Raw genomic sequence first — 17794 nt, 5'->3', positions numbered from 1 at the left:
GCTCACCGCAGCTGGAGATCCGTGATGCAGGTGCGGTCGTCGGGAGAGGTCGTCGACAGTGGCACGGAGCCGATCAGCCCCTGGCTCTCGACGGTCAGCGTCGCCTCGAGGCCGCGGGGCACCCATACGCCGACGAAGCCGTTGTCCTGGGTTCGTCGGGTCTCGTCGACGACAATGCTCCCGTCGTCGGTCGTCAGGGTGACACGGACCTCCGTGTCGGCGAGCTCGCCCACGCACGTCGTGAGGCTGTGGAAGTGGCACTCGTGGGTCTGATCGCGGAACGGCGCGATCGAGACGTAGACGGCGTCGTCGGGCAGGGGAAGTCTGCCCTCTCTGCCCCTGGCGTCTCGAAGCACGAGCGTGTCGGGCTGCACCGAGGCGAGGAGGTCATCAGGACGATCCACGAGGGCCGTCGCCTCGAGCCGCGCGATCACCTCGCGGACGTCGAGCGCCGCCAGATCGTGTACGGCGAGCAGCTCTTGTGCCACTGCCTCCGAGCCGGCGTCCGTCGATGGCGTGGAGGCCGATTGCGAGGGTGAGGTCTGCGAGGGCGTCGTCTGCACGCCGGCCGAGCATCCGGTCAGGGCGATACCTGTGGCAGCGAGGGCGGCGAGCGTGACGGACAGCCGACGCCGCTGGAGCGTGCGGACGACGGCGGGCATGGTGGGGAGGTTCATGGCGTGGTTCCTTCGTGCGGAAAAGGGCCGGTGTCGCGCTGCGCGGCGCCGACACCGGCCCGGGGATGGGTCAGAGAGAGGAGAGGAGGTCCTTCATCTCCTGGATCTCCTCCGTCTGCGCGTCGATGATCGTCTGGGCGAGCTCGACCGCTTCCTGGTCGCTTCCTTCGTCGACCTGGGTCTGCGCCATCTCGACGGCCCCCTCATGGTGCGCGATCATCTGCTCGAGGAACAGTCGGGAGGCCTCGGCGCCGTCGGCCTCGCGGAGCGCCGCGAGGTCGTCGTCGCTCATCATCCCGTTCCCGTGATCCATCGCACCCGCGTCGCGATCGTCGGGGCCGACGCCCCACTCGTCGAGCCAGCCTTCGAGCTGTTCGATCTCCGGTCCCTGAGCGGTCTTGATCCGCTGGGCGAGAGCGGTGACGGCCGGGTCGACCCCGGAAGACGCGAGCACGATGTCGCTCATCTCGATGGCCTGCTGGTGGTGGACGATCATCATCGAGGTGAACATGATGTCCGCCTCGTCGACGCCGGCGGGTGCCGACGACGAGCCGTGGTCCATCCCCGGCATCGAGCCGTCAGTGTCGCCGGTCGCGCAGCCGGACAGCAGCAGGACCGTGGACAGGGCGAGTGCGGTCGTGACCGCAGCGCGAATCTTCTTCATGGTGTTCTCCAATACGCATAGTCGTCGCGCGCACGCCGATGACGGCGCGCGCAAGGTGAGTGGTGTGGAGCCGGGCACGAGGGGTGCGGGCTCGACGGCCGCTCAGGTGCGACTGATGCAGAGAACGTGAAGCGAGGGGGTGCGGGGGAGCGCGCGGGAGGTGAGGGCCCCGGTCGGAGAGGACCGGAAGACGGTGGTTGCCCAGGCCCGGAGCGCACCGGGAGCGATGACCAGCGCGAGTGCGAGCAGCAGAGCGAGTACGCACATCATCGCCATGCCGGCGTGGTCGTCACTGCCGCAACCTGCACAGGACATGTCGCCGGCGTTGGTCGAGTTCCCGGAGGGGTGAGCCTGCGCCGCGCCGTGCGGAGCCGCCGCATGGTGAGCGGGCGTCGTGGCGGTGTCGCTCACCGGCATCGCGACTGCTGCCGGTGCCTCGGCGGATGGCGTCCCGTGCAGATTCAGGGTGTGCATCCCCAGGAGTCCGAGGATGATCGCGGCTACGAGGAGAACGGCGGACAGCACACCGCGGAAGACGCTCGATGAGCCTCTTCCTGACCACGTCGCCACCACCGGTGCCATGAGGCAAGTCTAGGCGGAGCGGTGGGAGTCGACGGGGTCCAGGGCGGATGCCTCCGAATGCTCAGTCGTCGTGGGTGTCGTCGTCGTCCGCTGCTGCGGCGATACGGTCGGCCTCGGCGCTGTCGACGAGTGCATCGTCGACGTCGGCATCGAGGACACGCTCGCCGTCGACATCTCGCGTCGGTACACCGGCGGCGTCATCGTCATCGGGGCGGATCGGAGGCACGGGAGGAATGATGGGGTTCGACATGGTCGCGTCCTTTCGTGGAGATGCCTTCACGGTAGGGCGCGCGTCGACGATGCTGCATCGGGTTGACGGTCGGGAAGGGGCGCGCTAGGCGCCTCAGCGCTCTGCATCGACCGAGCGGTCGGGGCGGGGTGATAGACCGACTGGCGCTCGACAGCGGCCGCAGCAAAATCGCCGTCGCCGTTGACGACCTGTCCGCGACGCAGCACGATCCGAGCGGCGCGCCCCTCGGCCCTTGAGAACGGCGCCAGGCAGATCGGGGTCGGCGTCCCGGTACACGTCCCGTGAGACGAAGAAAGCCCCCGGAGAACCGGGGGCTTTTTCTGTGGACCTGAGGGGACTCGAACCCCTGACCCCCTGCATGCCATGCAGGTGCGCTACCAGCTGCGCCACAGGCCCAGACGCTGTTCCGAACCAGCCGGAGCAACTTGAAAAGAGTACTACACGAATCGACGGGAGCACCAATCGGTGGGGGCATCCCGGGCGCGTCACGACGGATGAGGGCGCGGATGAGAAGGCGCGGAGGAACAAGCACGCGGCGTCGCGTGTTGGATCCGGCGTGAGCATCCTCGACAGTCTGGTGATCGGCGCAGGACAGGCCGGTCTCTCGGCATCGTTCCACCTGTCCCGGCTGGGTATCTCGCACGTGGTCCTCGATGCGGACGAGCGCCCGGGTGGCGCATGGCAGCATCGGTGGGACGCGTTGACGATGCGAGACGTGCACGGCGTTGCAGAGCTGCCGGGAGACACGCCTCCTGCCCGCGACGGTGCTCGCGCCAATGAGGCTGTGCCGGCGTACTTCGCGTCGTACGAGCGGAGGCACGCACTTCCCGTGCTGCGCCCCGTCCATGTGGATCGGGTGGAGGACCGCGACGGTCTCCTGGCCGTGCGAGCCGCGGAGGGGGAGTGGACGACCCGCACCATCGTGAATGCGACCGGTACCTGGTCCCATCCGTTCCTCCCGCATTTCCCCGGCATGGAGACGTTCGTCGGAGAACAGCTGCACACCGTCGACTATCCGGGACCGGAGCACTTCATCGGCAAGCGGGTGCTGGTCGTGGGCGGTGGCGCCTCAGCCGTGCAGTTCCTCGGCGCGCTGGCCCCGATCACCGAGACGCTGTGGGTCACACGCCGTGAGCCGGTCTGGCGCGACGACGACTTCACCCCGGAGGCGGGAGCCGCAGCGGTCGCGCTCGTCGAGCAGCGCGTCGCCGCAGGGCTTCCTCCGCAGAGCGTGGTCAGCGTCACGGGACTCATGCTCCGCGCGCAGGAGCGGGAAGCGGAGCGTCTGGGCGCCTACGCGGACCGGCGTCCGCTGTTCGAGCGCATCGAACCCGACGGTGTGCGCTGGTCCGACGGCAGCTTCGAGCGGGTCGATGCGATCCTGTGGGCGACCGGCTTCCGACCCGCGATCGGTCATCTGGCACCATTGCATCTGCGCAGCGCTGCCGGAGGCATCCAGCTCGACCGGAACGGACGCGGAACGACCGCCGTCCGAGATCCTCGCGTGCAGCTGGTCGGCTACGGGCCGTCTGCGAGCACGATCGGCGCGAATCGGGCCGGTCGCTCCGCGGCGAAGGGCGTGCAGCGCGCGCTGAAGTCCGCAGAATCGCGCGTCACCAGCGGTTGAGCACCTCTTCAGCGAACCCCTCGATGCCGTCCACGCGCACCCGTTTCCCGGTGTCGTCGAGCACCCAGCCCGACCAGACGCCGAACAACTGGTCCGTGGAGCTGGCGATCACCACGGCATTGGTGCGTGAGCGCTTGTCGTAGAACGGTGTGAAGGTGAGATCGGCCTTCACTCCGTGCACGTGCCACGGGCGCATGAAGTGTCCGGGGTCGTAGTCCCACACGAGTTCCTCGCTGATCTTCGACAGTCGCCCGTCGACGAGCAGCGCATTCTCGGTCGCCCCGGAACCGTCGGTCCACTTCGCGCCGAGTTGCAGTCCGATCACGCGTCCGTCGACGACCCCGCTCGCGGCCGCCCAGTTCCACTGCACCCGGTACGGCCAGCGTCCGCGACCGTGATCGAGCACCGCCCAGCTTCCCGTGGGTACGTCGTGCGCGATGCCGTCCACCGTCACCGTGCCGCTGGCCGGACGGGCGACGTCTTTCACCGTGTACTGGAACCGGGGGATGTCGTCGCCCCGACGCCACGGCACGACGACCCCCAGCGCCTCATGCCCTGCGGGACGACCGGCGAGCAGGTCGAATGAGACGCGAGGTGCACTCCCGCGCAGGCGGGTGCCGTCGAAGCTCTCATCGACGTCCACCGTGATCCGACGGGTGCGCGCCCTCGCGGGCCCATCGCCGATCGACGCAGGCAGCGTCGCACTTCGGCTCCCGGGTGAGATCACCGTGGCGCCGATGTCATGCCCGGTCGCGCGATCGAGCACCCACACCTCGTGGAGCGACATGTAGTCGACGCACGACACCGTGAACGCGATGATGTGGGACGGTGTCATCACGTTCCAGTACTCCCACCGCTTGTTGCGGCCCCAATGTCCGCGCCCGGGGATGCCGGAGGTGTCGTGGACAGGGGCGCGTGACCAGCCCACCGCATCCCGGTTCAGTTCCCCGTCCGGGGTGGTGAGAGACACAGGCGCGGTGATCTCGCGCTCGATCAGCGGTGTGGGCATCTTCGTCCTGCTGTCCGGAGGACACCTCGGGGCGGTGTCGTTGCCCCGAGTGTAGAGGACGGTGTTCCGCACGAGGAACACCCTCCGGGCGGGGAGGGGATCGGACTCTGGATACGCTGAGAGCATGCTCCGCATCGTGTTCCTCGTCGTCTGGCTGCTGCTCTCCGCCTGGCTCGTCGTGTGGGTCGGCGAGGGCCTGTTCGGAGTCGATCAACGACACTCGGTCCTTCCCTTCGCCGGAGAGGACACCCTGGGCGCCCCGATCCTCATCGGCGTCGCCTGGGGGCTGCTGCTGACCTTCGGCGGCATGCTGTCCGGCCTCGGCCGTCGCAAGACGGTGCGCGGAGAGACGCAGATCGGTGTCGGCACGATCGTCGAGGTCAGCCGGACCGGTCTGACCGTCAACGATGTGCCGCAGTACGACCTGTTCATCCGCGTGACCCCGAACAGCGGGGAAGAGTTCGTCGCCCAGATGCGGATGCTGGTCGACGCCTCAGACATGTCCGCCCTGCAGGTCGGACTTCCCGTGCCGGTGCGATACAGCCTCACCGACCAGGACACCGTGGTCCTCGCAGACCTCACCGATCCCGCGGTGCGTGACGCCATGCTCCAGTGGAGGATCGAACGGGGGCTGATCGACCCGTCACAGGTGCGCGCCCGCACGAGCGGGACCGCGGTGACGGCCTCCGTGCTCGAGGTCCGTCCGACGGGGCGACGTCGCGAAGGGCAGAGCGAGCTCGCGCTCCGTGTGCTGATGGCACCGGAAGGCGTGGCGACCTGGGAGGCGGACACCACCGTGTTCGTGTATCCGCAGGCCATCCCGCATCTGCAGGTCGGCGCTCCCGTCTGGGCGTACTACCGGCGGGAGGACCCGCATACGGTCGCGGTGACGATCGAGAAGGAGGCGGGACGATGAACCCGATGGACACCCTCATCTGGCTCGTGAACTTCCCGGCGTCGCACGGATACGCGATGGTGTTCATCGCCGGTTTCTCCATCCTCGGCCTGTTCGCGCTCTCCGCCGGCGGAACCGCGCCGGGTGGTGAGTTGCGGGCGATCCGCCGGAGGGAAGGGCTGCTGCGCCCCGATCAGCGTCCGCGCGGGCGGGCCGGGGCTGCGATCGTACGCATCGGGGCGCGGATCCTGGCTTTCCTCATGCTCGCCTGCCTGGTGATCGGCATCCTCAGCCTCATCGGAGTTCCGGTGACCCGCGCGTACATCTACGACAACGGACGGCCGACGGCGGCGACCCTCGACGGCGACTGGGTGACGTTCACGACAGCCGAGGGCGTCGAGTACACGCTGGAGAGCAATTTCTTCACCCCGGCCGTGTACCCGGACCGCGACGCCTACATCCCCGGTGGCCAGCTGATCGTGGTGCGCTACCTCCCCGACCATCCGCAGGCATTCGTCATCGACAGCGACCAGACCCCGCGCTGAGGTCGGAGAGGGCGCGTAGGGTGAAGGTATGTCGCGAATCATCGTCTTCGGCGGCCACGGCCGCATCGCCCTGCTGCTCGCGCCGCTCCTCGCCGCACGGGGAGACGAGGTCACGGGGGTGATCCGGAACCCGGAGCATTCCTCCGAGGTCGAAGCCGGTGGGGCGAGAGCCCTGGTCGCCGACGTCGAGAGCATGGACGTCGACGCGCTCGCCGAGATCATCCGCGGGCACGATGCCGTCGTCTGGTCGGCCGGCGCGGGTGGGGGGTCGCCCGAGCGCACCTATGCCGTCGACCGTGACGCTGCGCAGCGCTCCATGGACGCGGCGGAGCGCGCAGGTGTCCGGCGGTACGTGATGGTGTCGTGGCTCGGCTCCACCGCCGACCACGGTGTCCCGCGGGACGACTCGTTCTTCCCCTACGCCGATGCCAAGTGGGCTGCCGACGAGCACCTGCGCGGTGCCGGCCTCGAAGGCACGATCCTCGCTCCGGGGACTCTCACGTTCGACGATCCGACCGGACGCATCCAGATCGATCCCGAGGGGCGGGGAGCCGTTTCCCGTGCCGACGTCGCAGCTGTGATCGCGGCATCCCTGCAGGAACCGTGCACGGTCGGCCGGACGATCCGCTTCGGCAACGGCGACGCCGACTCGGCAGACCCCATCGCCGATGCGCTGTCCTGCTGACGCCTCCGCATCACCGCGACGAGCATGACGTCTCGGGTCCGCAGGTACGGGGTGGGTGCCCTGGCGCTCGCCGCGATGGCGGGGCTGTGCGCAGCGACGCCGGCCACAACCTCCTCCACCTTCACGGACACGCCAATACGCGCGGCGGCGGCCGAGACTTCGTCTGGCGTCTCCTCCGAGGAGTTCGTGGAACGCGCTGAAGAGCGGGTGGCGGAGATGTCGGTCGCGGAGCAGGCATCGACGGTGGTCATGGGGCACGTCGCGGGAACCGATCCGGCGGCCCTGCATGCCTACATGGCATCGGGGCTGGGCGGATTCATCCTCATGGGCGCCAACATCCCCGCGACGGAAGCGGAGCTGCAGGCTCTCACGGCCGCGCTCACCGTCGATCCCGCCCTTCCGCCGCTCATCGCCGTGGACCAGGAAGGCGGCTTCGTGTCCCGACTGCACGGCGACGGCTTCCCCGCTTCGACCTCGCTGAAGGGGCTCCCGGTCGCGGAGACGTCGGCGGCGTTCTCCGCACGGGGCGCCCTGGTGGCACGCGCCGGGATCACGGTGAACTTCGGCACGGTGGCGGACTACACGTCCGATCCCGCTTCGTTCATCCACGGCCGGGCACTCGGAATCGACTCCGCGTCTGCCGCCGAGCGCGTCGCGGCGGCGACCACCGCACAGGAGCAGTTCGTCGCCTCGACGCTGAAGCACTTCCCCGGCCACGGCGCCGCGCCCGGCGACTCGCACCGGGCGATCCCGAGTTCCACGATGGGTCGGGAGGAATGGCGTGCCACGGAAGCCGTGCCTTTCGAGGCGGGCATCGACGCCGGGGCCTCCCTGCTCATGTACGGTCACCTCGCCTACACCGAGATCGACCCGCTTCCCGCGTCGCTCTCGCCGGTCTGGCACGACATCGCCAGAGAAGAGCTCGGCTTCACGGGGGTGGCGGTGACAGATGACCTGGGGATGCTGCTCTCGTCGGGAGACCCCGCCTATGCCGATCCGGTCGCGAACGGCGTGGCGGCGATCGCCGCAGGGAACGACCTGGTGCTGATGATCGCAGGTTCCGACGCGCAGACTGCCGGGGCGATGGCGGCAGGCATCGGGGCGGCGGTCGATGCGGGCGCGCTTCCGGCCGAGAGGCTCGAAGAAGCAGCGACGCGGGTGGTGGCGCTGCGCATGCAGATGGCTGCCGCGACGGCTCGATGGGCGACCTGCGACGACTGCGAGCCCGTCGGCTGACGCTCAGGCCGCCTCGCGGGCTCCCTCGCCGAGCCAGGCATCCAGCAGGGCCGACCGGAGTGCCGCACCACGGTCTGCGAATCCTCGCTGCCGGCGGACGTACTCGGCCTTGCCCTCCGGTGTCTCGATGGGCACGGGCACGATGCCCCAGGGCGAGAGGTCGTAGGGCGCGGCCTCCATGTCGAGGAGGCGGATGTCTCGGGCCAGCTCGAACGAATCGAGGAGCAGCTCACCCGGGATGAGGGGGCCCAGCTTGGTGGCCCACTTGTACAGATCCATGCCGGCGTGCAGGCAGCCCGGTTGCTCGAACAGCGGCTGCTCGTCCCTGCTCAACGAGGTGCGGTTGCGGGGCACGGCCTCGGGAGTGAAGAAGCGGAAGGCGTCGAAGTGGGTGCAGCGAAGGTCGTGGTTCTCGACCACAGCGTCGGTTCCATCCCGCCCGAGGCGCAACGGAACCGAGTGACGGGTCTCGTCCGCGCGGTACACCATGGCCCACTCGTGCAGTCCGAAGCACCCGAACTGTCCGGGACGCGACGCCGTGCGGCGGAGCATCCTCTCGATGAGCGATGCCAGCTCTGCCTTCTCCGTGCCGAAAGCCGCCGCATCGGGAACTGCGCTGTCCGCGCTGCTGCCTGTCGTGTACCACCGCCACTCGAGTCGCTCGACGGCCTCCGCGAGCTCGACACCGGCGCCGGGGTGCCAGCGACGCAGCTGAGCCGGTTTGTACGAGTAGTAGGTGAAGAGGAAGTCCCACACCGGGTGCTTCTCGGCCCTGGTCGCCCTGTCACGGTGCGCGGCGGTGAGTTCGTCGGCACGTTCACGGTGCTTCTCTTCGCGGAGGAGCCACTCCTGGCGGGCGATGGGCATGTCAGTGCAGGATGCCGGCTTCGCCCAGCAGGTCGCGGAGGCCCGCGCCGTCCTCGGCGCTGACCCAGGGGGCGGTGTCCTCGGAGTGCGGCTCGTGTCCGGCGCGCCCACCGGCGAGCACGGCCTCGGCAGGAAGCAGGCGACGGATGGCGACACCGGCGACAGAGTCGGGGTACTCGTCCATGAACTGACTGTAGATGGCCTCGTCGTGCTGCCCGTCGTCGCCGATCAGGAGCCACTTCACGTGCGGGAACTCGGTCGCCAGTCTCCGCAGGTTGGTCAGCTTGTGTTCGCGGCCGCTGCGGAACCAGCGTTCATGCGTCGGTCCCCAGTCGGTCAGGAGCATGGAGCCGGCGGGGAAGAGATGGCGACCGAGGAAGCGCCACAGCGTGGGGGCGACGTTCCAGGCGCCGGTGGAGAGATACACCATGGGGGCGCCGGGGTGCTGTCGCAGCAACTGGTCGAGGAGCACGGCCATCCCGGGTACGGGGAGTCGGGCGTGCTCGTCGAGTACGAAGGAGTTCCAGAACGCGATGAACGGACGAGGCAGCGCCGTCACCATCACGGTGTCGTCGACATCGGAGACCACACCGAACGTGGTCTCCTCGGCGACGATGAACGCTCTCGCCTCCACGGGGGCTTGCCCCTCGACGGAGAAGGTGAAGGTCTGCCAGCCGGGTTCGAGGTCGACGCGGATCATGGCATCCACCACGCCACCGCGGTCGGCCGCCACCTGATGGGTGGTGTCACCGAAATGCACGCTGACGGATGCGAAGCCCACGGGAATGCCGACGAAGCTGCGCCACCCGCGTACACTCGCCGGCTCGCCGTGACGTGTGCGGCGCTGCGGGGGCACGATCAGCACACGTCCGACCACGCGCACCCACCCTGGGCCGCCGTAGCCGGGGAAGGGCAGGATCGTCGCGACACGACCACGACGGCGCGCACGACCTTCACGCCAGACGTGGAGGCGGTGTTCGAGTCGGGCGAACCAGTGGATCCGGGGGGCTGGGGGAGCCGATGCCATTGACTCAGTCTTTCACGTCGGCGTCGGCCTCCGCTTCGGGCCCCTCCAGGTGACGGGCCTCGAGGCGCTGCAGCAGCTTCTTTCCGAGGAACGCCAGGAGCAGGAACAGTGCGATGACGCCGACGAAGATGTAGCCCGCGAAGTGCACGCGATCGACGAGCTCGCGGAAGCTGCCGGCCGCGAGCGATGTGACGCTCACGTATGCGGTTGCCCAGAGCGCGCAGGCGGGAGCCGTCCACGCCAGGAACCTGCGGTACGGGTACTCGCTCATGCCGACGGTCAGGGGGACGAGCGAGTGCAGCACGGGGAGGAACCGGGAGAGGAAGATCGCGATGCCCCCTCGGCGCTCGAGGTAGTTCTCGGCGCGCACCCAGTTGTGCTCGCCGATCTTGCGTCCCAACCAGGACACGCGGATTCGTGGTCCGAGCCAGCGGCCCAGCCAGAAGCCGATGCTCTCGCCGATGAGGGCGCCGATCACGACGGCGACGCCCATCGCGATGCCCTCCAGGGGAGTGGCGACACCCATCGAGGCGATGATCACGATCGTGTCACCGGGGACGATGAGACCGATCAGGATGCTCGTCTCCAGCATCACGGCGAGCCCGGCGATGAGCGTGCGTGCGACCGGGTCGATCGACTGCACGGTGTCGAGGAGCCAGATCAGGAGGTCGTCCACCCCACGAGAATACGGGAGCCGCCCGGTCCTAGGCTGGCAAGGTGCCTGTACTGCTGAGCGCCAGACCCCTTCCCGAGTGGACGGAGCCGTCGTCGGTGTTCCCGATGCTCGAAACGGGGAACGCCGATGTCTTCTGGCTCGACGCCGGCGCGGATGCGACGACGGGATGGAGCTTCATCGGCACAGGGGAGCGTTCGACGCTTCCGCGCGACGTCCGCCTCGACGTTGCAGCCCCGACGCCGGGGCAGCCGCCGTTCACCGGGGGCTGGGTGGGCTGGCTCGACTACGAGAGCGGCGCCGCGGCTGCGGGGGCACCCGTGTCCCCTACGGGCGACGAGACAGATGGGGCATGGCTGAGCGCCGAGCGACTCATCGCCTTCGACCATTCGCACCGACGGGTCTGGGCGCTCAGCGCTGAGAGCGAACTGGAGAGCTGGGAAGCGGCGGTCACCGCGTACACGAGGGAGAGCCAGAACCAGGATCGGTTCCGCACGGCGACCGGGCCCCTGACGCGCGTCGCCGAAGCACGGCACGACCCGCGCGAGTACATCGCACTCATCGAACGCTGCCGAGAGCTCATCCGCGAGGGCATCGCGTACCAGCTGTGCTTGACCACCCGCTTCACTGTGTCCGGCACGCATGATGCCGTCGAGGTGTACGACCGCCTCCGCACCTCGACCCCCGCGCACCACGGGGGCTTCGTGCGGATCGGCGGACGCACCCTCTTGAGTGCGAGCCCTGAGCAGTTCCTCCACGCAGCGGGCGGCATCATCCGCACCAGACCCATCAAGGGCACCAGACCCCGAGGCGCCGAGCCCGTCGCAGACGCCGCGCTCGCCGCAGAACTGGCCGCAGATCCCAAGGAACGTGCCGAGAACGTGATGATCGTCGACCTGATGCGCAATGACCTCTCGCAGGTGTGCGCGGCGGGGAGCATCCGTGTCGAGGGACTCTGGGTGGTGGAGAGCTATCCCGCCGTGCATCAGCTGGTGAGCACGGTCAGCGGCGTCGCGGTCGAGGGGACGACAGTCGGGGATCTGCTCGGTGCGGCCTTCCCCGCGGGGAGCATGACCGGAGCCCCGAAGCTCTCCGCGATGACTCGCCTCCACGAGCTGGAGGGCGGGCCACGCGGCGTGTACGCCGGGTGCTTCGGATACGTCGGCGTCGACGGCGCCCTCGACCTGGCGATGGTGATCCGCAGCATCCTGATCGATGAGGAGCAGGCCGTCGTCGGTGCCGGCGGAGGAATCACCTGGGGGTCCGTCGCCACATCCGAGGTGGCCGAGGTCGCGACCAAGGCTCGGGCGCCGCTCGCCGCACTCGGCGCCGGAATGCCTGCCCTCTGGCGTTCCGATATCCTGAACTGATCCCGCTTTTTCCACCAGATTGGTCGTGCGTTCGTTGTCTGAGAACCTGTCCACCGCTCCTGCCGACGACGAGACCCCGTCGGCGCACGCCATCCAGAACAAGTGGCAGAAGTACTGGGCGGACAACGGCACGTTCCTCACGGGTGGCGATGACGACACCCGGCCGCGTCGGTACGTGCTCGCGATGTTCCCGTATCCCTCCGGTGACCTGCACATGGGACACGCGGAGAACTACCTCTACTCCGACATCGTGGCTCGGTTCTGGCGTCACCGCGGACACAACGTGCTGAACCCGATCGGCTGGGACTCCTTCGGTCTGCCGGCGGAGAACGCGGCGATCCGTCAGGGTGCCGATCCGCGTGAGTGGACCTACCAGAACATCGCGCAGCAGAAGGTCGGATTCGAGCAGTACGGCGTCTCGTTCGACTGGAGCCGCGTACTGCACACGTCCGACCCCGAGTACTACCGCTGGAACCAGTGGCTGTTCCTGAAGCTGTACGAGCGCGGCCTGGCGTATCGCAAGAAGAGCCCCGTCAACTGGTGCCCGAACGATCAGACGGTGCTCGCGAACGAGCAGGTCGTCGACGGGCGCTGCGAGCGCTGCGGCTACGAGGTCGTCAAGAAGAAGCTGACGCAGTGGTACTTCCGGATCACGGATTACGCGGATCGACTGCTGGACGACCTGAACCAGCTCGAGGGCTTCTGGCCGCACAAGGTGCTGCAGATGCAGCGCAACTGGATCGGTCGCTCGGTGGGAGCCGATGTCGACTTCCTCATCGAGGGGCGCGAGGAGCCGGTCACGGTGTTCTCGACGCGACCCGACACCCTGCACGGGGCCACGTTCTTCGTGGTCGCTCCGGATTCCGACCTGGCGGCGGAGCTCGCGGCCGGAGCGCCTGACGAGGTGCGTGAGCGTTTCCAGACGTATCTGGAGCAGGTGCAGAAGGAGACCGACATCGATCGGCAGTCCACGGACCGTCCGAAGACGGGTGTCTTCCTGGAGCGCTACGCGATCAACCCCGTCAACGGCGAGAAGTTGCCGGTGTGGGCGGCGGACTACGTGCTGGCCGACTACGGCCATGGCGCGGTCATGGCCGTGCCGGCGCACGACCAGCGTGACCTCGATTTCGCCCGAGCCTTCGACCTGCCGGTCAAAGTGGTCGTCGACACCACGGCTCCTGTCACGGGTGCGATGCCCGTGATCGAGGTCGATGACGAGGGCGTGCCGATCGACACCGGTGCAGCGCTCGAGGAGCAGAGTCCGGCCACCACCGGCATCGCGCTCACGGGTGAGGGTCGGATGATCAACTCCGGTGCGCTGAACGGGCTCTCCAAGCGCAATGCGATCGCGCGTGCGATCGAGCAGCTGGAGGCTTCCGGTACCGGTCGTGCCGCGAAGAACTACCGTCTGCGTGATTGGCTCATCTCCCGTCAGCGTTTCTGGGGTACCCCGATCCCGATGCTGCACGGCGAGGACGGCACGATCATCCCGGTTCCCGAGGACAAGCTCCCCGTGAAGCTGCCGAGTGTCGAAGGGCTGGACCTGAAGCCCAAGGGCACCTCGCCGCTGGGTGGTGCGGAGAACTGGGTGCGCACGACCGATCCCGAGACCGGCGACCCCGTGCTGCGCGACCCCGACACGATGGACACGTTCGTCGACAGCTCGTGGTACTTCCTGCGTTTCCTGTCGCCGAACAGCGAGACCGTCGCGTTCGACCCTGCTCAGGCGGCTCGTTGGGCGCCGGTCGACTCGTACATCGGCGGCGTGGAGCACGCGATCCTGCACCTGCTGTACGCGCGCTTCATCACGAAGGTCCTGTTCGACATGGGCCTGATCGACTTCACCGAGCCGTTCTCGAATCTCATCAACCAGGGCATGGTCCTGCTCGACGGACAGAAGATGTCCAAGAGCAAGGGCAACCTGGTGCTGTTCCAGGAAGAGCTCGACGCGCACGGTGCCGACGCGCTGCGTGTCGGCCTCGCTTTCGCCGGTCCTGTGGAGGACGACAAGGACTGGGCGGACGTCTCGACGACCGGTGCCCAGAAGTTCCTGGCGCGTGCGATGCGCATCGCGGGGGAGGTGTCGAGCCCGGTCGATGTGGTCTTCGACGGTGGTGACGCCGCTCTCCGCCGCGCGACGCACAAGCTCCTCTCCGAGGCGCCGGCGCTCGTCGAGCAGACGAAGTTCAACGTGCTGGTCGCGCGCCTGATGGAGCTGGTGAACGTCACGCGCAAGACGATCGACAGCGCCGCTGGTGCCGGCGACCCCGCCGTGCGCGAGGCCGCGGAGACGATCGCCGTGATGCTCGACCTCATCGCCCCGCACACCGCGGAGGAGATGTGGGAGATCCTCGGCCATGAGCCTTCCGTCGGGCTGGTGACCTGGCGCTCCGCCGATCCCGCACTGCTGATCGAGGACACCATCACCGCCGTCGTGCAGGTGGGCGGCAAGGTGCGCGCGCAGCTCGAGGTGTCCGCTCGGATCGGCGAGTCGGAGCTCGAGGCCTTGGCCCGGGCCGATGAGCGTGTGATCCGATCGATCGGTGACCGCGAGATCGTCAAGGTCGTCGTGCGCGCACCGAAGATCGTGAGCTTCGTCGTCAAGGGCTGATCGTCTCTTCTCCACTGAGGAGGATCCACTCGGGTTGTCCACTGTGGGCGTCTACTGCGCACCACCGGGGGATCGTTGTCTCCTAGCGTGGCCGGATGGCTTCTCCCCAGGCACCTCTTCCGCACCGGCGCCGTCTGCGCCTGAGCGTGGGAGCGGCGGTGGTGCTGGCACTCGTCGTGCTGTCGGCTGCCGTCGGGGTCGGCATTCTGCGTGGTCAGTCTGCGCCTGTCGAAACCGTGTCACTCACGGACACCGGCACGGACACCGGCGCCGGAGCAGGTGCGAGCCCGGGGCCCTCGTCGACCGGTGAGCTGTACGTGCACGTGCTCGGCTCTGTCGAGAGGCCGGGGCTCTACGTGCTCGATCTCGACGCGCGAGTCGTCGATGCGGTGGCCGCTGCCGGCGGAACGACCACCGATGCGGACCTGAGCGCCGTAAACCTCGCACGGGTGGTCGAAGACGGGGAGCAGATCGTCGTGCCGGCGACAGGCGCGATGACGGATGCACCCGGCGGGGCGGCAGCGCCACCGGGCGACGCGCGGATAGATCTCAACACGGCGGATCAGACTGCACTCGAGACGCTTCCGCGTATCGGACCCGCGCTGGCGGAGCGGATCGTCGCCTGGCGAGAGGAGAACGGTCGCTTCGCCTCCATCGACGACCTTCTGGCCGTGCCCGGCATCGGCGAGAAGCTCCTCGAGGGACTGCGCGACGGGGTCAGGGTGTGAGAGCGCGCGATCTGCGCTTACTCCCTGTGGCGGCAGCCGTATGGGGTGCCGCGCTGCTGTGCGTGCTGTTGCCTGAACTCGCGTGGGTGTGTGCCGGCACGTGTACGGCAGCCGCGGCAGGTGTGCTGGTGTTCAGCCGCTCCGGGCTGCGAGCCAAGAACACTCAGCGCGCCGAGGCCGGTGTCACGATCGTCGTGCTGTCGGCGATGGCGGGTGCGGCCGTGTCCGTCGGGTTCGCTCTTCCCGCGCGGGATGAGGCCCGCGCATGGGGCGGGCGCGTCATCGAGTCGTCGGCCGAGGTTACCTCCTCGGCATCGCTCGGACGGGACGGGCGGCTGTGGTTCGAGGCGGCGGCTACGACACTCGGGCCGCCTGGCCGGGCAGCCCCTTCCACGGTCCCGGTCCGCGTCGGAGTGGACCCCGCCGACGGGTTCGATCTCGGTGCGCGGATACGGGTGGTGGGCGAGTCATCGATCACGGAGGCCGGGGAGCGCTCGGCTCTCGTGATCTTCGCGAGCGAGGCCGAGATCGTCGACCCCGCATCCGGTGTGTTCGCCGCGGCAGCCGCGATCAAGAGCACGTTCGTCGAGAGGGCGCTACGCCTGCCGGAGCCCGGAGCAGGCCTCCTGCCCGGCCTTGCGGTGGGCGACACCCGCGCGGTGACGACGGCCTTGAACGACGACATGCGCGCGAGTGGGCTCAGCCACCTCACCGCCGTCAGCGGTGCGAACTGCGCGATCGTCGTCGGCGCGATCTTCTGGCTCACGGCCCTCTGCGGGGGCGGCCGTTGGCTGCGCGCCCTGCTGTCGCTTGCGGGCCTGGCGGGTTTCGTCGTGCTGGTGACTCCGGAGCCGAGCGTCGTCCGGGCTGGGGTGATGGCAGCGGCGGGGATGCTGACCATCCTGTGCGGGAGGCCGAGCGCCGGGGCGGGAGTGCTCTCTCTGTGCGCGACGGGGATACTCGTCGCGGATCCGTGGCTGGCGGCGACGCCAGGATTCGCGCTGTCGGCCGTCGCCTCGGGGGCGTTGATCCTGCTCGCCCCGTCTCTCGCCCACGGGTTGAGACGAGCCGTGCCAGGACCCGTCGCGTTGGCTCTGGCGGTCCCGCTCGCCGCGCAGCTCGCGTGCGGCCCCATCATCGCGCTGTTCGCTGAGCAGCAGTCCCTGGTCGGAGTCGCTGCGAATCTGATAGCCGCGCCCGCGGCGCCGGTCGCGACGGTGATCGGACTCCTCGCGTGCCTGGCCGCACCGCTGCCCATGATCGCCGATCTCCTTGCGGCCTCGGCGTGGCTCCCCGCTGCCTGGATCGCGACGACCGCCACCACCACGGCGGAGCTTCCGAGCGCGCAGGTCACCGTGCCGGCGGGCCTCGGCAGTGCGCTCCTGGTGGCTCTGCTGAGCGCGGCCATCGCCGCAGTCCTCATACGCGCCCCGAGCTCGACGGAGGCGACTCCAGCCGGGCGGATCTCTCGCTGGTTGAGGCGGGTTGCGGCACTGGTGCTCGTGGTGGTGCTCTCGCTCGCCGGATCACGTGTACTCCTCGATGGACCGCTGGCGACCGCGGCGGCTCCGGATGGCTGGGCGATCGCGGTGTGCGACGTCGGGCAGGGCGACGCGGTGCTCGTGCGCTCGGCAGGCCGGGTGGCGCTGATCGACACGGGGCCCGATCCGGATCTGCTGTCCACCTGTCTGCGGTCGCTCGGCATCGAGCACATCGATCTTCTGGTGCTCACGCACTTCGACCTCGATCACGTCGGCGGGACCGCAGCTGTGCAGGCGCGGGTGTCGACGGTCCTTCACGGTCCGATGGCTGATCCGCCCGATCGACGCCTCATCGACGACCTCGCCGATGAGGGAGCCGAGGTCGAGCAGGCATCGGCGGGACGGCGCGGCATGCTCGGCGATGCCGCCTGGCGCGTGCTCTGGCCGCCACCCCGGTCACCGGCGTTCCCCTCCGGCAACGACGCGAGCGTCGTGCTGGAAGTCGCCGGGGGAGGTGTGCCGCGCTCCCTCTACCTCGGCGATCTCTCCGCCGCACCACAGCGCGTGCTGCAGAGGACAGGAGGACTCGCTCCGTACGCGGTCGTGAAGGTGGCTCACCACGGCAGCGCGGATCAGGATCCAGAGCTGTATGGGCGGATCCGGCCGCGCGTGGCGTTGTTCAGCGTCGGAGCGGACAACGACTACGGGCACCCCCGCGCCGAGACGATCGATGCTCTGACCGACGCCGGTGCACGCGTGCTCCGTACCGACGTGCACGGGCGCATCCTGCTCGCACTCGATGACGGGGAGTTGCAGATCTGGACCGAGAAGACGCCACCGTGACGGCGGAGCCATGTCGGCGACCGC

17 protein-coding genes and 1 tRNA gene are annotated in these 17794 nt (G+C 68.9%); 9 read left to right on the top strand and 9 right to left on the bottom strand.

The features are described 5' to 3' along the window. Positions 1–2: 2 nt before the first annotated feature. The 5 genes from ILP86_RS10870 to ILP86_RS10850 form a co-directional block, all read right to left on the bottom strand. A complete protein-coding gene (locus ILP86_RS10870; protein ID WP_227750952.1) occupies positions 3–677 on the bottom strand; it encodes a CueP family metal-binding protein in 675 nt (224 codons plus the stop codon). Between the two features lie 70 nt (positions 678–747). After that, complete coding sequence (locus ILP86_RS10865) at positions 748–1341, bottom strand: DUF305 domain-containing protein (protein WP_227750951.1); 594 nt, start codon at positions 1339–1341, stop codon at positions 748–750. A 102-nt stretch (positions 1342–1443) separates the two neighbouring features. Further along, positions 1444–1923, bottom strand: coding sequence for a DUF6153 family protein (locus tag ILP86_RS10860; RefSeq protein WP_227750950.1), 480 nt, complete (start codon positions 1921–1923; stop codon positions 1444–1446). Between the two features lie 61 nt (positions 1924–1984). Beyond that, positions 1985–2173: a hypothetical protein gene (locus ILP86_RS10855; protein WP_193761909.1), complete on the bottom strand. Its 189-nt coding sequence runs from the start codon at positions 2171–2173 to the stop codon at positions 1985–1987. A 323-nt stretch (positions 2174–2496) separates the two neighbouring features. Continuing rightward, positions 2497–2569 (bottom strand) — tRNA-Ala (locus ILP86_RS10850). 160 nt (positions 2570–2729) lie between these two features. On the opposite strand from ILP86_RS10850, the gene ILP86_RS10845 reads away from it, so the two are divergent. Continuing rightward, complete coding sequence (locus tag ILP86_RS10845) at positions 2730–3800, top strand: NAD(P)-binding domain-containing protein (RefSeq protein WP_113681541.1); 1071 nt, start codon at positions 2730–2732, stop codon at positions 3798–3800. Here ILP86_RS10845 and ILP86_RS10840 read toward each other — a convergent pair. Next, positions 3787–4809, bottom strand: coding sequence for a DUF2804 domain-containing protein (locus ILP86_RS10840; protein ID WP_193761908.1), 1023 nt, complete (start codon positions 4807–4809; stop codon positions 3787–3789). The two genes, ILP86_RS10845 and ILP86_RS10840, sit on opposite strands and share 14 nt — an antisense overlap. Before the next feature lie 124 nt (positions 4810–4933). On the opposite strand from ILP86_RS10840, the gene ILP86_RS10835 reads away from it, so the two are divergent. From ILP86_RS10835 to ILP86_RS10820, 4 genes are read left to right on the top strand one after another with little or no spacing between them, the layout of a single operon-like run. Next, entirely contained in the window at positions 4934–5725 is a 792-nt protein-coding gene (locus tag ILP86_RS10835; RefSeq protein WP_193761907.1) for a hypothetical protein, read from the top strand. Continuing rightward, entirely contained in the window at positions 5722–6249 is a 528-nt protein-coding gene (locus tag ILP86_RS10830) for a hypothetical protein (RefSeq protein WP_193761906.1), read from the top strand. The genes ILP86_RS10835 and ILP86_RS10830 overlap by 4 nt, the downstream gene beginning before the upstream one ends. A gap of 28 nt (positions 6250–6277) precedes the next feature. Further along, positions 6278–6934 carry an SDR family oxidoreductase gene (locus ILP86_RS10825; protein WP_193761905.1) on the top strand — a complete coding sequence of 219 codons (657 nt, stop codon included), beginning with the start codon at positions 6278–6280 and terminating at the stop codon, positions 6932–6934. Between the two features lie 24 nt (positions 6935–6958). Then, a complete protein-coding gene (locus ILP86_RS10820; RefSeq protein ID WP_227750949.1) occupies positions 6959–8170 on the top strand; it encodes a glycoside hydrolase family 3 N-terminal domain-containing protein in 1212 nt (403 codons plus the stop codon). A 3-nt stretch (positions 8171–8173) separates the two neighbouring features. Here ILP86_RS10820 and ILP86_RS10815 read toward each other — a convergent pair whose 3' ends face one another. The 3 genes from ILP86_RS10815 to ILP86_RS10805 are packed head-to-tail and all read right to left on the bottom strand — an operon-like array spanning position 8174 to position 10740. Further along, positions 8174–9037 carry a 3-methyladenine DNA glycosylase gene (locus tag ILP86_RS10815; protein ID WP_193761904.1) on the bottom strand — a complete coding sequence of 288 codons (864 nt, stop codon included), beginning with the start codon at positions 9035–9037 and terminating at the stop codon, positions 8174–8176. A gap of 1 nt (position 9038) precedes the next feature. Next, positions 9039–10064 (bottom strand): App1 family protein, encoded by a 1026-nt coding sequence (locus tag ILP86_RS10810; RefSeq protein WP_061015441.1) that lies wholly within the window; start codon positions 10062–10064, stop codon positions 9039–9041. A gap of 4 nt (positions 10065–10068) precedes the next feature. After that, complete coding sequence (locus ILP86_RS10805) at positions 10069–10740, bottom strand: DedA family protein (protein WP_046749215.1); 672 nt, start codon at positions 10738–10740, stop codon at positions 10069–10071. Between the two features lie 41 nt (positions 10741–10781). Here ILP86_RS10805 and ILP86_RS10800 point away from each other — a divergent pair, with 41 nt between their 5' ends. From ILP86_RS10800 to ILP86_RS10785, 4 genes are all read left to right on the top strand, one after another. Beyond that, positions 10782–12107: an anthranilate synthase component I family protein gene (locus tag ILP86_RS10800; protein ID WP_308431912.1), complete on the top strand. Its 1326-nt coding sequence runs from the start codon at positions 10782–10784 to the stop codon at positions 12105–12107. 34 nt (positions 12108–12141) lie between these two features. Further along, positions 12142–14718: a leucine--tRNA ligase gene (gene leuS, locus ILP86_RS10795; protein WP_058631417.1), complete on the top strand. Its 2577-nt coding sequence runs from the start codon at positions 12142–12144 to the stop codon at positions 14716–14718. Between the two features lie 95 nt (positions 14719–14813). After that, positions 14814–15446 (top strand): ComEA family DNA-binding protein, encoded by a 633-nt coding sequence (locus ILP86_RS10790; protein ID WP_058631395.1) that lies wholly within the window; start codon positions 14814–14816, stop codon positions 15444–15446. Between the two features lie 26 nt (positions 15447–15472). Further along, on the top strand, positions 15473–17770 hold the full coding sequence (locus tag ILP86_RS10785; protein WP_308431911.1) for a ComEC/Rec2 family competence protein: 2298 nt from the start codon (positions 15473–15475) through the stop codon (positions 17768–17770). The last annotated feature ends 24 nt before the right edge of the window (positions 17771–17794 follow it).

The organism is Microbacterium sp. R1 (genome assembly GCF_015159725.1).
Lineage (GTDB): Bacteria > Actinomycetota > Actinomycetes > Actinomycetales > Microbacteriaceae > Microbacterium > Microbacterium oxydans.
Note: the sequence above shows the minus strand (reverse complement) of the source record. Positions and strands in the feature narration are given on the sequence as shown.

Bases quoted from the DNA above. Each gene is read 5' to 3' on its own strand.
- ILP86_RS10790 (WP_058631395.1), top strand. From the start codon at position 14,814: ATGGCTTCTCCCCAGGCACCTCTTCCGCACCGGCGCCGTCTGCGCCTG.
- ILP86_RS10825 (WP_193761905.1), top strand. From the start codon at position 6,278: ATGTCGCGAATCATCGTCTTCGGCGGCCACGGCCGCATCGCCCTGCTG.
- ILP86_RS10820 (WP_227750949.1), top strand. From the start codon at position 6,959: ATGACGTCTCGGGTCCGCAGGTACGGGGTGGGTGCCCTGGCGCTCGCC.
- ILP86_RS10860 (WP_227750950.1), bottom strand. From the start codon at position 1,923: ATGGCACCGGTGGTGGCGACGTGGTCAGGAAGAGGCTCATCGAGCGTC.
- ILP86_RS10815 (WP_193761904.1), bottom strand. From the start codon at position 9,037: ATGCCCATCGCCCGCCAGGAGTGGCTCCTCCGCGAAGAGAAGCACCGT.
- ILP86_RS10855 (WP_193761909.1), bottom strand. From the start codon at position 2,173: ATGTCGAACCCCATCATTCCTCCCGTGCCTCCGATCCGCCCCGATGAC.
- ILP86_RS10835 (WP_193761907.1), top strand. From the start codon at position 4,934: ATGCTCCGCATCGTGTTCCTCGTCGTCTGGCTGCTGCTCTCCGCCTGG.
- ILP86_RS10830 (WP_193761906.1), top strand. From the start codon at position 5,722: ATGAACCCGATGGACACCCTCATCTGGCTCGTGAACTTCCCGGCGTCG.
- ILP86_RS10840 (WP_193761908.1), bottom strand. From the start codon at position 4,809: ATGCCCACACCGCTGATCGAGCGCGAGATCACCGCGCCTGTGTCTCTC.
- ILP86_RS10810 (WP_061015441.1), bottom strand. From the start codon at position 10,064: ATGGCATCGGCTCCCCCAGCCCCCCGGATCCACTGGTTCGCCCGACTC.
- ILP86_RS10865 (WP_227750951.1), bottom strand. From the start codon at position 1,341: ATGAAGAAGATTCGCGCTGCGGTCACGACCGCACTCGCCCTGTCCACG.
- ILP86_RS10870 (WP_227750952.1), bottom strand. From the start codon at position 677: ATGAACCTCCCCACCATGCCCGCCGTCGTCCGCACGCTCCAGCGGCGT.